Consider the following 13,460-nt stretch of genomic DNA (forward strand, 5'->3'; position numbering starts at 1 on the left):
GTTTACTCCTCTATTTCAAGGGGATTAGCGGGTAGACAACGGGGGTCAAAGAGAGACGCTTTACTGGGGTCGCGGGGAAACCAAAACGCTGTGCGCTTGCAGATTTCTACTAACATTAACATGACAGGTACCTCAATTAACACCCCCACTACCGTCGCCAAAGCGGCACCGGAATTAAGACCAAATAAAACGATCGCTGTTGCAATTGCCACCTCAAAGTGATTACTAGCACCGATTAAAGCAGCAGGGGCCGCATCTTCATAGATTAAGCCCAATTTGAGACCCGCTACATAGGAAATCAAAAAGATAAAATTAGTTTGAATAAATAGAGGTATGGCAATTAGCAAAATATGGAGGGGGTTGTTGACAATTAAATCCCCCTTGAAGGCAAACAGAAGAATCAGAGTTGTGAGGAGGGCAGTGATAGCAATGGGATTGAGATAGTGGAGAAACTTAGTTGCAAACCACTCTTGCCCCTTATGCTTAAATATCCAATAGCGGCTATAAATTCCTGCTGCTAGGGGAATACCCACATACACTAAAACTGACAGTAAAATGGTCTGCCAAGGTACAGGGAAATTACTAGTAGACAGCAGGAGCTTGCCCAGGGGAGCATACAAAAATAGCATAGTCAAAGAATTGATAGCTACCATCACCAAAGTATGTCCCTGATTACTGTAGGAAAGATAACCCCACATCAACACCATCGCTGTACAAGGGGCAATTCCCAGCAGAATACAACCAGCAATATAGGAGTCAGTAATGTTGACCTCTACTCCCCTAATTATCTCTGTCTGGGTCAGCCAGGGACGAAACAAATTTCCCAGAAAGAATTGGGCAAATACGACCATCGTAAAGGGCTTAATTAACCAATTAACTACTAGGGTTAAGAGGACAGGCTTAGGAGTTTGGGCAGCTTTCACGATCTGGGAAAAGTCAATCTTAACCATGATGGGATACATCATAAAAAATAAACAAATAGCAATTGGAATTGATACCTGATATATCGCCATCCGATCGAGGGCTTGTGCTAGTTGGGGAAACACTTTGCCCAAAATAATCCCCGCAATTATGCATAGAAATACCCAAACTGTCAAATACTTCTCAAAAAAACTAAGACCACTACCCGCCTTAACTGGTACGCTCTTGTTTGCCAAATCCTTACTCCTAACTCCTGACTCTTCTTAGGTTATATCAAATAATATTGATACGTCAATGGCTATGGCAAAATAGCTATATGCGAGTACAGGACTTTCACTCCATGAGGTTGCGGTATCTCCCCCTGGCAGCAGGGACAATTGTGGGAGTTGGTTTAGTGCTAAATCGTCTGTTTACGCCTGATTTATTGCCGAGTCAAGCCCGATCGGATGCTTTAGGTATATTGGCAGCTGCTATGTTAATTCTTGTCTTTCTTTTATGGCAAAGTATCCAACCTGTCCCCCCAGAAGCAGTGCAGTTAAAGGGAAGCGATCGGTTTTATCTCCACCCCGATTTACCGCCAGAATTACAAACAGAATTAGCGTGGCTGTCCCACACATTATTAACTCTAACTGTTACTCGTTCTGTGGTCATCTGGTATGAAAATTGTCTGCTATTAGCACGGGGTATCCTACCCGAAAAAAACATGGAGCAGCCAGGCCAGTTAGTACAAACTGTCATGACAAAACAAAAGCCTCTGTACCTTGTACAGCTAAATTTGTACCCTGGTAAAGTCGAATTTGACTACCTACCAGAAAATACCCAGAGTGTAATTGTGCAACCCTTGGCGGGGAAAGGGGCGTTAATTTTGGGGTCAAATGTGCCCCGTAGTTACACCAACCAAGATGAGGCTTGGATTACATCCCTGGCAGCAAAACTTACTTATTCTCTGGCGCACTTAAATCAGAAGGCACCGCGGGAATAGCACTGGCAGCGGGAGGTGGTGAGGGAACATTGGGGGTGTTAGGTTTGACCCAGCCTGCTCCTAGAATAATGGCAATGCCCAGGAAAGCAATTAGTAGCGTCCAAGTGGTTTGATTGAGGGTTTGCTCCGCCGTTTTAGTAGTAGCAAAGCTCTGTCCACCAATTCCACCTAAGCCGTCCCCCTTGGGGCTATGGAGTAGGACAAAAAATATAAGCAAAATGGCAACAACAATCCACGTGACCTGTAAGAAACTGTACATAACAACTAGTTAACCTCTGGGGAAATTTTAGCAAACTGTAAGTGCAACCAGGGATGTTCTACCACCACTATCGCTTTACCTGGTAGGGGGTCGCATTGACTGCGGTTAGGACTATCAATGAGCTTTACTACCTTTTCAATATGGTCAAATTCCAGTTGCTGGGGGATGTAAATCTGGAGAAATTTACGTATCATACGCCTCTGTACTGACCGCGGATAGCTTTGCAAAACAGTCCGATCGATTTGCGGTAGGTGGGCATCTAATTGATGTTTTTGCCAGAGGCTATCTATGTATGCCTGCCAAAATTTTACATCCTCAGTCACAATTTCCGCTGTGTGGACGAGAGTCGCTTCTAACTGGGGATTAAAGTGCTGTTTTAAGTAGGGGAAAACCTCATTGCGTAAGCGATTACGTTTGTATCTGTTGTCAGAATTGGTACTGTCCACCCAGATGGGTAACTGATAGAAATGGCAGTAGGCTAAGGTTTGCGCTCGGCTAATACCTAACAGGGGTCGCACCAATTTTATATGCTCACTTAGAGGACGCTCCCACGTCAAAGATTGCATACCCTCTAATCCTGCTCCCCGCAAGAAGTTAAATAATACTGTCTCCGCCCGATCGGTTAGAGTGTGTCCTGTGGTAATGATACTAGCGCCTATCTCTGCTGCTATTTCTGTTAGCATTTGGTAACGCCATTGCCGCGCTTTTTCTTCACTGGCGGGAGGATCAGCCGCAGTCCTACAGTAAAATGGCAAGCCTAGAATTTCGGCAACCTTGGCAACATGGCGAGCATTGTCTGAACTGTCTGAGCGCCATCGGTGATCACAGTGAGCAATTGCTAACTGCCAGTGATGTTTGCTTTGTAAAGTCTGTAGTAAATGAGCTAAACACAGAGAATCCTGCCCCCCCGAAACCGCAATCAAAATGCTAGAATAATCTGGGAGCAGGGTAATAGTTTGCTGAAACTTAATGCGGACATCCTTCAAATTAGGCTACACGATCGGTTTCACCGCTAAAGGGCTGCTCTCCTGTCTTGGGATAGTTATCCTTGGCAGGACCAAAAATACGCATAATCGCATCTTCAATGTAACGGATTAACTGTTGTAAAGCTTTCATATCCTTCTCCCTACTAAACGCAACTTGTTTAATTCCATTCTACCTATTTTTTAGGTCATCTAGGGACTATTGCGACTTTGATATAATTTGCATCATCTGTTAACAATTGCTACAGTAAATTGATAGATTTACCCACTTTCCTACTCCCTTGCCCGACCAAGTAAAATTACAGTGCACTGATTTCATTAACTTTTGTTACAATAGATTAAGGACTATGAAGGAGACCATGACGACATTTACCCGATCGGACTGGCAAAAAGGCTACAAATCCCAGAGAGGGGAATACGCCTACTGGGTGGAGGAGGTGAGGGGTCACATTCCCTTGACAGGTACGCTGTTTCGCAATGGACCTGGATTACTCGATCGGAATGGACAGGCATATGGTCACCCCTTTGACGGCGATGGGATGGTCTGTCGTTTCACCTTTGTGGAGGGGAAGGTACACTTTTGTAACAAGTTTGTCAGAACGCCGGAATTTTTAGCGGAAGAAAGGGCAGGTAGGATTTTATATCGGGGTGTATTTGGTACACAAAAACCAGGGGGATGGTGGCAGAATTTCCTAGACCGCAAGTTGAAAAATATTGCCAATACCAATGTCATCTATCATGGTGGCAAACTGCTAGCGCTATGGGAGGGAGGGCAGCCCTATCGTCTGAATCCTTACAATTTGGACACGATCGGTGTGGAGAACTTCAACGGCGCCCTGGCACCAGGACAGGTCTTTACTGCTCATCCGCGGTTTGACCCTGATACAGGCATACTGTGGGGTTTTGGTGTAGAGCCAGGGTTGAAGTCCCGCATTCGGGTTTTTACTGTTGACGGCGGGGGTAACTATCAAGAACAATATCAAACTAAGGTGCCCGGTTTTTGTTTTCTCCACGACTTCGCTTACACTCCTGAGTATCAGATATTTGCGCAAAATCCTGTCACGTTCGATCCTCTACCTTTTCTCCTAGGCTTCAAGACGGCGGGGATGTGTTTAGAATTAAAGCCCGATACACCAACAGTGCTACTAGTTTTTGACCGATCGGGTAACTTGCAAACCTATCCTACTGACCCCTGTTTTATCTTCCATCACAGCAACGCTTACATAGAGGGGGAAACAATTGTCTTAGATTCTATTTGTTACGCCACCTATCCCAAATTGGAACCCAACATTAACTTTCTGGATGTGGATTTCGATCGGGTTATTCCTGGGCAATTGTGGCGGTTTTACATCAATCAAAGGACGGGTAAAGTCAAAAGACAACTGCTCCTTAGTCGTTCCTGTGAATTTCCTAGCGTCCATCCCCAGTACTTAGGTAAGAAATACCGCTACATCTACATGGGCTGTACAGCTAGGGAAGCAGGTAATGCTCCTCTGCAGGCTATCATCAAATTGGATTTAGAAACAGGTACACAGCAAATTCATAACTTCGCCCCCAGGGGTTTTGTCGGTGAGCCTGTATTCATCCCCAATAGTGCCATAGAGAACGACGGCTGGGTGGTGACCCTAGTGTTTAATGCGGAAAAAGAACGATCGGAATTAGTCATTTTAGATGCTCGCCACATAGACAGGGAGCCCGTAGCAGTTGTAGGTTTGAAACATCATATTCCCTATGGTTTACACGGCAGTTTCACTAGGGAATTATTTTTGAATTAGTCTTTACAGGGGGTAGATTTAAGCTGAGCTGATGTCTACCAACAGTTTAGTATTTCTGTTGTGCCATGTCGATGATTTTTGTCGAGAGTTGGAATCCTAGTGGCATCAACTCATGCTAAATTCTGGACAAGAGCAAAGATAGAAAACTCTGTTCCTTCCTATCCCCTAAGGCAATCCAGCAGCTTTGCATCTTGATACAAGACTCAACATGCCTCTAGTGAAAACCACTCAAGTATTGACTCAATTGCTAGCACTGTCACATAGTAGTCTTGCCATAGACTTTCGGTTTGTGCTCTAGCAACGTACCTCTCTTTCCTAGCAACCTGTCCAATTCCCAGTATCTATTGCACAATCTGTACAATACCGCTATGTCCCCACTAGCTCCTGTTGCTAGATAACACTCTCTCTTGCTCTGAATCCATTGTTACTTGCCCTGTACCTCTTAACCCCTACAATTGTTGTAGTCGGCGCAAAGCAGGAATGGACTTATAGCTAGCAAAGTCTCTATCTGTCACAGCAACCCCTCCGATACATAAATTATAAATGTAGACTTAGAGTGTTACTAGTACATTGATAGCACTATGACTAGTAGTGGCGTAGCTATTTATGGGAATGTAGGCGATTGAGGTAGTCTTTAAGAGCAAATGTTTATCTAATCCTAGCCCATAAACTGAATTATTACCCTAGCTGGAGCGGCAAAATTGTTCTTCCCTGGCACAACTCTACTCTAAACGATCGATGCAGGTCTTTGTCTTCGCTACCATAACTAAGCTCTGGGCTAGTACAACTCCTAGAAGAACGGCACACGGACCCCATAATAACCCATGAACCTAGAAATAATCTAGGCTTGTCATAGCTAACTATCTATAAATTGGCAATTTTATGCCCCCAGTATAATAGGAACAGTCATTTTAGGTTGGCTATGCTCAATCCCCTCATCACTCCTGCAATTGTCAAACCAGCTCGCTATTTGGGCAATGAGTATGGCGCAGTGCATAAATCCTGGGACAGTGCTATTGTGCGCTGGTGTCTCACTTACCCAGAGGTGTATGAGGTGGGAGCTTCCAACCTGGGTCACATTATTCTCTATAGTATTCTCAATCAGCAGGAGGGGCAGCTGTGCGATCGTTCCTATCTGCCGGGTGCTGACTTAATTGCCAAACTACGGGAAACGAACACCCCTCTGTTTGCTGTGGAGTCCCAACGATCGCTCCTGGAGTTTGACATTTTAGGATTTAGCCTCAGCTATGAGTTGGGGGCCACCAATATTTTGGAGATGCTGGATTTAGCCCAGATTCCCCTGACCTGGTGGGAACGGAATGACACTAGCTATCCTTTAATTTTTGCGGGGGGACAGACGGCTACTTCTAACCCTGAACCCTATAGCGATTTCTTTGACTTTTTTGCCCTGGGGGATGGGGAAGATTTACTGCCAGAAATTGGCGAGGTAGTTAAGGAGTGCAAATTAGCAGCTCGATCGCGGCTGGAAACTCTACTGGCTTTAACAAAAGTGCCAGGGGTGTATGTACCCCAGTTCTATCGGGTGGAGGCATCTGGTGCTGTAGTGCCCGATCGACCCGATGTGCCTAGACGGATTCGCCGGCGTGTGGCTACTCCCAGACCAGAACACAGCATCGGTTTAGTGCCTCTAGTGCAGACAGTCCACGATCGGTTGACGATTGAGATTCGGCGGGGTTGTACAAGGGGATGTCGGTTCTGTCAGCCGGGAATGCTCACGCGCCCAGCGCGGGATGTTGACCCCCAAGCAGTGGTGGAGACAGTGGAGCGGGCAATTAGAGAGACTGGTTACAATGAGTTCTCCCTTTTGTCTTTGTCCTGTTCTGATTATCTGTCTTTGCCAGCGGTAGGGATTGAAATTAAGAACCGCTTGCAGAATGAGGGTGTAACTCTTTCCCTCCCCAGTCAGAGAATCGATCGGTTTGATGAAAATATTGCCCATATTTTGCGGGGTGAGGGGAGGCAACAGGGTCTCACTTTTGCGCCAGAGGCGGGCACGCAGCGCCTGCGGGATGTGATTAATAAAGACTTGACGGATGAGGATTTGTTGCGGGGGGTCAAAACTGCCTACGAACAGGGGTGGGACAAAGTCAAACTCTACTTTATGATCGGGCTGCCCACGGAAACAGATGGGGATGTGGTAGCCATTGCCCACACGATCGCTTGGCTGCAAAGGGAATGTCGGCAAAAAGGGAGAAAGCCCCTATCAGTGAATGTGACAATTTCCAATTTTACGCCCAAACCCCACACGCCCTTCCAGTGGCACACAGTGTCTACGGCAGAGTTCATCCACAAGCAAAATTTACTCAAGGAGGAGTTCCGTCGCCTGCGGGGGGTGAAGGTCAACTATACGGATGTGCGGATTTCAGCGATCGAGGACTTTTTAGGCAGGGGTGATCGGTCGCTGGGCAGGGTGATTTACCAAGCCTGGCGGTTGGGGGCGGGTATGGATGCTTGGTACGAAAGTATTGACAAGGCTTTTGCCGCTTGGGAGGAGGCAATCAACCAGGCAGGGTTACAGTGGAAATTACCAGCAATTCCATTGGATGCTCCTACTCCCTGGGATCACATTGATACGGGGATTAGCAAGGAGTGGCTGCAGAAAGATTATGAGTTGGCATTGGCGGCAAAAGTAGTGCCCGATTGCTCCTTTAACAGTTGTTATCACTGCGGGGTCTGTGGACCCAAATTTGGTCACAATATTGTCATTCCGCCACCCCCCATTCCTGCCTACGAACCACCGATCGATCGCTCCCAGATGCCCAAGGTGCAGCGTTTGCGCCTGACGTTTGGCAAGTTGGGTAAGATGGCTCTCATTTCCCATCTCGATTTGGTGAGGTTTTTGGAGCGGGCAGCGCGACGGGCAGGGATTCCTTTTGCTTTGACAGGGGGCTTCCACCCTATGCCCCGTATTGAAATTGCCAATGCTCTGTCTCTAGGCTACACGAGTACGGGGGAAGTGGCGGATTTTGAGCTAATTGAGTACATGAGTCCCCAGGAGTTCTATCAGCGCTTGCAAGCCCAGTTGCCAGAGGAAATGCCCATCTACGATGTCAGTGAAATTCCTTTGTCTGCTCCCTCGGCGGCTATGGGGTTGAGACGGGCTGTCTATACCCTCACTCTGCAAGGGGCAGCAGCGGAAGTACTGGCACAAGCGATCGCCCAGGTGCTTACCTCCCCTTCTATCTCTATGGAAAAGACCAACAAGAAGCAGCAGACCCAAACGATCGATTTACGTCCTCTGTTGTTTGACCTGCGCCTAGTCAGCTCTGATCCCCTGCAGGTGCAGTATGAAGGTAGTCTTGTAGCAAATGGTACCACTCTCAAACCTGATTACGTTTTGTATATGCTCCAGCAATTCTGTACCTCTCCTCTCACTCTGCTCCAGGTAAGGCGCGATCGGTTAGTTTTTGCCTAGGCTCTTGCCAAGTCAAGGGGAAGTTTTCCAGAGCAATAAACCCATCGCCAATAGCAACCCCACCAAAATTGTCAGGGCGTACTGCTGCGATCGTCCCGTCACAGTGTATTTTAGGGTTTCCCCCGTAAACACAGAGGCTATGCCCAAAAAGTTGACTAAGCCATCCACTACAAACCGATCGAGCCAGCCTACTAAGCGCGACCCCTGACCCACAACAAACACGGCTGTACTGCGATAGATTGCCTGTACATAAAGGTCATTTGCCAACAAGTTTTGGATTGATTTCCAGACCAAGGAGACTGGCGGGGGCGGCAAAGTTACTGTAGCACCAGGGGCATAGATATGCCAGACGTAAATTTTGCCACTCCAGAGCAACCCGATCGTGCCTGAGGTTACGAGCAAAGCAATTTCCAACCAGGGGTTATGTAGTTGAGGGGGGTAGAGTCCCCACTGCCAGACCAAGATAGGGGCGAGGAGATTCACAATAGTCAAGGACACCGTGGGCACAGCCGCTAACCAGAGCACCTCAGGGACACGGCGTGTTTTGGGCTGGGGCTTGCCGAGGAATACCAAACTAAACACCCGCATCAAGCCAAAGGCAGTAATCCCATTTACTGCTAAACCCACCGCCACTAACACAGGGGCACTGAGCCACAAGCTGTCCACATAATTTAACAGTGTCCAAAATGTCCCTAGGGGTAGGAGACCCACGGCAGACAAACTGCCAACAGCAAACCCCATCGCTGTAGCGGGCATGCGCAGACCAATACCCCCCATTTCTGTCAAATCCTGGGTCATGGTGGTCATCATAATCCCCCCCGTACTCGTAAACAGGAGGGCTTTTGCCACAGCATGGGTCAGGAGAAATGCCAATGCCACTTCCGTATGTTCCGTCCCCACCGCAATAAACACTAAACCCAAATGGGCACTGGTAAGGTGGGACAACGCCCGTTTAATATCAATTTGGGCGATCGACACCAAAGCTGCCCCCACCGCCGTAATCGTCCCTAAAACTAAGAGAGCATCCAGCGCGATCGGGCTAATGGCTAGGACGGGGGTCAACTTAATCAGGACATAGGCTCCACAAGCCACCACCACTGAGTTACGCAACACAGAAGCGGGGTTAGGACCCTCCATCGCCTCATCTAGCCATAGGTGTAAAGGGAACTGGGCACATTTACCCACGGGACCTGCGATCAAAGCAATACCCAACAAATTTGCCCATAGCGGATGGGATTCCGCCCACAGCACCGTATCAGGGGAAGCTGCCCACGCTGCTAGGTCAGAAAAATGCAAACTATCTGTCAAGGTGGAAAGCCCAATCAAACCCATGAGTAGAACTAAATCCCCTACCCGCTTTGTCCAAAAGGCATCCCGTGCTGCCGTTACCACTAAAGGCTGAGCATACCAAAACCCTACCAGCAGATAGGTAGAGAGGGTGAGCATCTCCAGCAGCCCATAGCTGAGGAAAAAGGAATCACTCATGGCAATCCCTGTCATCGCCGACTCGAAAAATCCCATCAAGGCATAAAAGCGTGCCAGGGACCAGTCCATCTCCAGGGACGCTAGACCATAGAGCTGGGATAGAAAGCTGATCAACCCAATCAGAAAAGCTGCCCCCGTCGTCGTGGGCGAAATATCCAAAGTCAGAGTCAAACTAAAATCGCCAATTTCCAGCCAGCGATACTCGATCGGATTCGGCGGTGCCTGCCCCAGGAAAATAACCAAGCTATGGGCAAGGGCCAAGAAAGTCGCCACTAAATTCAAATAGGCAGCGGGTCTCTGGCCCGTTCTCTGCACGAACCCCAACGACCAGGGTAAAGTTGCCACTGCCCCCAGCAGCCCATACAAAGGGATCAACCACACCCAGTCCCGCAAGATATCCACCATTCTTAGCTCCTACCTATAAGTTCTTACTATCTATGCAATTTGAAAACATCATTAGCTCTTATATTGATCATAGACACCCCTAAATAATATGCTTAGACTAAGTTCACCTCGACCTAAAATGGACTTTATAGCAAACCCCGTAGATAGGGGATCAATCTATCGCAAAATGGGGATAAACTATAAACCAGCCTAAAAGTAGTAGGTGAATTTTTAGGTTAGTCATTCGGTGAGGCTCACGATCCGAAGTATTTATACCTAGCTATTTTGCGATTGATTAAGTAAATTGTAGGGTGATTAGTAAACTATGCCTATTGCCGTCGGAATGATTGAAACCAGAGGTTTCCCTGCTGTAGTGGAGGCAGCGGATGCCATGGTGAAAGCTGCGCGAGTGACCCTCGTGGGCTACGAGAAAATTGGCAGCGGTCGTGTCACAGTAATTGTCAGGGGTGATGTCTCGGAGGTACAGGCATCGATCGCGGCGGGAGTAGAGTCGGCGCGGCGAGTAAATGGGGGAGAAGTTCTCTCTACCCATATTATTGCCCGTCCCCACGAAAACTTGGAGTACGTATTGCCCATTCGCTATACCAAAGAAGTGGAGCAATTTTCCTTTTAGGGCTGTGAGTAACGGCTCACTTTCTGTTAAGAGATATGGGTTAGTTGCCCAGTACTTGGCAAAATGTTTATTAGGTTTGTGTGTTGATTTAGTAGGAGGAAAACAATGGCAATTGCAGTTGGTATGATTGAAACTTTGGGCTTTCCTGCTGTAGTGGAAGCTGCCGATGCGATGGTAAAAGCGGCGCGGGTGACGCTTGTAGGTTATGAGAAGATCGGGAGTGGGCGCGTCACCGTAATTGTGCGGGGGGATGTGTCAGAGGTACAAGCTTCTGTAGCAGCGGGGACAGAGTCAGTCAAGCGGGTGAATGGTGGTCAGGTGCTTTCTACTCACATCATTGCCCGTCCCCATGAAAACCTGGAGTATGTGTTGCCTATCCGTTATACCGAGGAAGTGGAGCAGTTCCGCGACAATGTCAATGCTATTCGCCCCATGAACCGTCCGTAGTATGCGGATTGCCAAAGCGATCGGTACGGTGGTCAGTACCCAGAAAGAGCCTACCCTAGCGGGGACGAAGTTTCTCCTAGTGCAGTTTATCGATGAGAAGGGGGAACTTACCAATCACTACGAAGTGGCAGCAGACACTGTGGGGGCGGGGATCGAAGAGTGGGTCCTAGTCAGCCTCGGCAGTGGTGCCAGACAGATACGGGATGGGGAAAACCGCCCGATCGATGCGGCAGTGGTAGCAATCATTGACACAGTCACGATCGGCAATCAATTTCTTTACAACAAGCGCTTACAATCGCGGTAGGAAGTTATGACTATCACCATAGCGCCCCAAGCCCATGTCCATCCCCTCTCCCGTGTCAGTGGGGAGGTGCACATTGCCCAAGATGCGGTTTTAGCCCCAGGGGTAGTAATTCATTCCCAGGCAGGTACGCCCTTCTATATTGGCGGGGGGGCACGGCTGCAGGAGGGCACGATCGTGGGAGGGATAGCGCAAGGGCGCGTGCTGGGCAAGGACGGCAAGGAGTACGGTGTATGGATCGGGGCAAAGACTGTCCTGACCCATTTTTGTTTAGTTTATGGACCCTGCTTCATTGGGGAAAACTGCTTCATAGGCTTTCGCTCCACTATTTTTAACAGCAGAATTGGCGATGGCTGTATTGTGATGATGCATGCTGTTATCCAGGATGTGGAGATTCCCCCAGGGAAGTATATTGCCAGCGGGTCAGTGATTACCACCCAACAGCAAGCCGACCATCTCCCCGATATTACCCCTACCGATCGGTTGTTAGCGGAGCAACTGGGGGGAATAGCAATGCCCAGAGTGACCACCCAACCAAGCATCGTTACTAATGGACAGCAAGAGAGTACAGATATGAAGGAAGGAATAGAGCTTGCTCCCCTGGTGCGGCAGTTACTAGCCCAAGGGCATCGGGTAGGGGCGGAGTATGCTGATACAAGGCGATTTAGGACAAGTTCCTGGCAGAGCTGCGCCAATATTCATGCCACTGATGAGTACACCGTACTGCGGAACTTACAAGCCTGCCTAAAGGAACATGAAGGAGAATATGTGCGCCTCGTGGGGATTGACCCCAAATCGCGGCAAAGGGTGATGGAACAAATTATTCAACGTCCTGGCGAAACTCCTATCGTTGTCCCTACTGCCAATCCTAGCGGTACAACCACCGCTAAAGTAAGTGCAGCGCCCCCAGTAACTCCCCAAAATGGCAATGCCCCAGACTGGACAACCCAAGTCCGTCAACTCTTAGCGCAGGGCTACCGTATTGGCACAGAGCACGCGGACGAGCGCCGCTTCAGAACTAGTTCCTGGCATAGCTGCAAACCGATCGAAGCCACCAGTGAAAGTGGGGTAATTGCAGCCCTCAACGCCTGTTTAGCGGAGCATGCGGGAGAGTACGTGCGGCTATTTGGTATTGACCCCAAGAACAAAAAGCGGGTGGGGGAAATGATCATCCAACGTCCTGGACAAGTGGCAACTGCTCCCGTCAATACTGCTACGACAACCCAAGGAGCTGCCTCCCCTACTGTCCAACTCAACCCCGATGCTGACCTTGCTACCCATGTACGTTCTCTTTTGAGCCAGGGCTATCGCATTGGCACAGAACATGCGGACGAACGTCGCTTCAGAACCAGTTCCTGGCATAGCTGCAAACCGATCGAAGCTACCAGTGAAAGTGCCGTTATGGCAGCCCTCAATGCCTGTTTAGCGGAACACGCTGGGGAGTATGTGCGCATGTTTGGCATTGACCCCAAGAACAAAAAGCGGGTAGGGGAAGTAATCATTCAGCGTCCCAATGGCAAAGCTCCTGGGCAGACGGCACCTGTCAGCAATGCAACTGTTGCTACAGCCAGCCCCAGCTACAACAATCTGCCACCCGAAGTAGTACAACATATCCGTCAGATCCTCAGTCAGGGCTACAAAGTCAGTGCTGAGTACGCTGATGAAAGACGGTTCCGCACCAGTTCCTGGCAAAGTTGTCCGCCCATCCCCGGCAATACGGAAGGGGAAGTAGTGAGAGCCTTGGAACAACTCTTGAGAGAACACGCAGGGGACTACGTGCGCCTAATCGGTATGGATGGCAAGACCAAACGGCGTGTCCTAGAAACCATCGTGCAACGTCCTAAACGTTAGTC

Annotated in this window: 12 protein-coding genes; 7 read left to right on the plus strand and 5 right to left on the minus strand. The window is 48.7% G+C overall.

What is annotated here, in order from left to right; translation table 11 throughout:
* Positions 1 to 2: 2 nt before the first annotated feature.
* A complete protein-coding gene (gene arsB / locus NZM01_05085) occupies positions 3 to 1,157 on the minus strand; it encodes an ACR3 family arsenite efflux transporter (protein MCS6959403.1) in 1,155 nt (384 codons plus the stop codon).
* A 104-nt stretch (positions 1,158 to 1,261) separates the two neighbouring features.
* On the opposite strand from arsB, the gene NZM01_05090 reads away from it, so the two are divergent.
* On the plus strand, positions 1,262 to 1,903 hold the full coding sequence (locus NZM01_05090; GenBank protein ID MCS6959404.1) for a cofactor assembly of complex C subunit B: 642 nt from the start codon (positions 1,262 to 1,264) through the stop codon (positions 1,901 to 1,903).
* Here NZM01_05090 and secG read toward each other — a convergent pair.
* From secG to NZM01_05105, 3 genes are all read right to left on the minus strand, one after another.
* Positions 1,857 to 2,162 carry a preprotein translocase subunit SecG gene (secG, locus tag NZM01_05095; protein ID MCS6959405.1) on the minus strand — a complete coding sequence of 102 codons (306 nt, stop codon included), beginning with the start codon at positions 2,160 to 2,162 and terminating at the stop codon, positions 1,857 to 1,859. The two genes, NZM01_05090 and secG, sit on opposite strands and share 47 nt — an antisense overlap.
* 5 nt (positions 2,163 to 2,167) lie before the next feature.
* Positions 2,168 to 3,085 carry a tRNA lysidine(34) synthetase TilS gene (gene tilS / locus NZM01_05100; protein ID MCS6959406.1) on the minus strand — a complete coding sequence of 306 codons (918 nt, stop codon included), beginning with the start codon at positions 3,083 to 3,085 and terminating at the stop codon, positions 2,168 to 2,170.
* 64 nt (positions 3,086 to 3,149) lie between these two features.
* Entirely contained in the window at positions 3,150 to 3,278 is a 129-nt protein-coding gene (locus tag NZM01_05105; GenBank protein ID MCS6959407.1) for a hypothetical protein, read from the minus strand.
* 226 nt (positions 3,279 to 3,504) lie between these two features.
* Here NZM01_05105 and NZM01_05110 point away from each other — a divergent pair, with 226 nt between their 5' ends.
* Together NZM01_05110 and NZM01_05115 are read left to right on the plus strand one after the other, a co-directional pair.
* A complete protein-coding gene (locus tag NZM01_05110; GenBank protein ID MCS6959408.1) occupies positions 3,505 to 4,920 on the plus strand; it encodes a carotenoid oxygenase family protein in 1,416 nt (471 codons plus the stop codon).
* 922 nt (positions 4,921 to 5,842) lie between these two features.
* Entirely contained in the window at positions 5,843 to 8,356 is a 2,514-nt protein-coding gene (locus NZM01_05115; GenBank protein MCS6959409.1) for a TIGR03960 family B12-binding radical SAM protein, read from the plus strand.
* A 12-nt stretch (positions 8,357 to 8,368) separates the two neighbouring features.
* On the opposite strand, the gene NZM01_05120 is transcribed toward NZM01_05115, so the two are convergent.
* The gene (locus NZM01_05120) at positions 8,369 to 10,246 is read right to left on the minus strand and encodes an NAD(P)H-quinone oxidoreductase subunit F (protein ID MCS6959410.1); all 1,878 of its coding nucleotides are present in this window, start codon (positions 10,244 to 10,246) and stop codon (positions 8,369 to 8,371) included.
* A 304-nt stretch (positions 10,247 to 10,550) separates the two neighbouring features.
* Here NZM01_05120 and NZM01_05125 point away from each other — a divergent pair, with 304 nt between their 5' ends.
* The 4 genes from NZM01_05125 (at position 10,551) to NZM01_05140 (ending at position 13,458) form a co-directional block, all read left to right on the plus strand.
* A complete protein-coding gene (locus tag NZM01_05125; GenBank protein MCS6959411.1) occupies positions 10,551 to 10,859 on the plus strand; it encodes a carbon dioxide-concentrating mechanism protein CcmK in 309 nt (102 codons plus the stop codon).
* A gap of 105 nt (positions 10,860 to 10,964) precedes the next feature.
* The gene (locus NZM01_05130) at positions 10,965 to 11,306 is read left to right on the plus strand and encodes a BMC domain-containing protein (GenBank protein MCS6959412.1); all 342 of its coding nucleotides are present in this window, start codon (positions 10,965 to 10,967) and stop codon (positions 11,304 to 11,306) included.
* Between the two features lies 1 nt (position 11,307).
* Positions 11,308 to 11,610, plus strand: coding sequence for a EutN/CcmL family microcompartment protein (locus NZM01_05135; protein ID MCS6959413.1), 303 nt, complete (start codon positions 11,308 to 11,310; stop codon positions 11,608 to 11,610).
* 6 nt (positions 11,611 to 11,616) lie between these two features.
* A complete protein-coding gene (locus tag NZM01_05140) occupies positions 11,617 to 13,458 on the plus strand; it encodes a ribulose bisphosphate carboxylase small subunit (GenBank protein ID MCS6959414.1) in 1,842 nt (613 codons plus the stop codon).
* Positions 13,459 to 13,460: the final 2 nt, after the last annotated feature.

This window comes from Pseudanabaenaceae cyanobacterium SKYG29, assembly GCA_025055675.1.
In the GTDB taxonomy this organism is placed as follows: Bacteria; Cyanobacteriota; Cyanobacteriia; order Pseudanabaenales; family Pseudanabaenaceae; genus M5B4.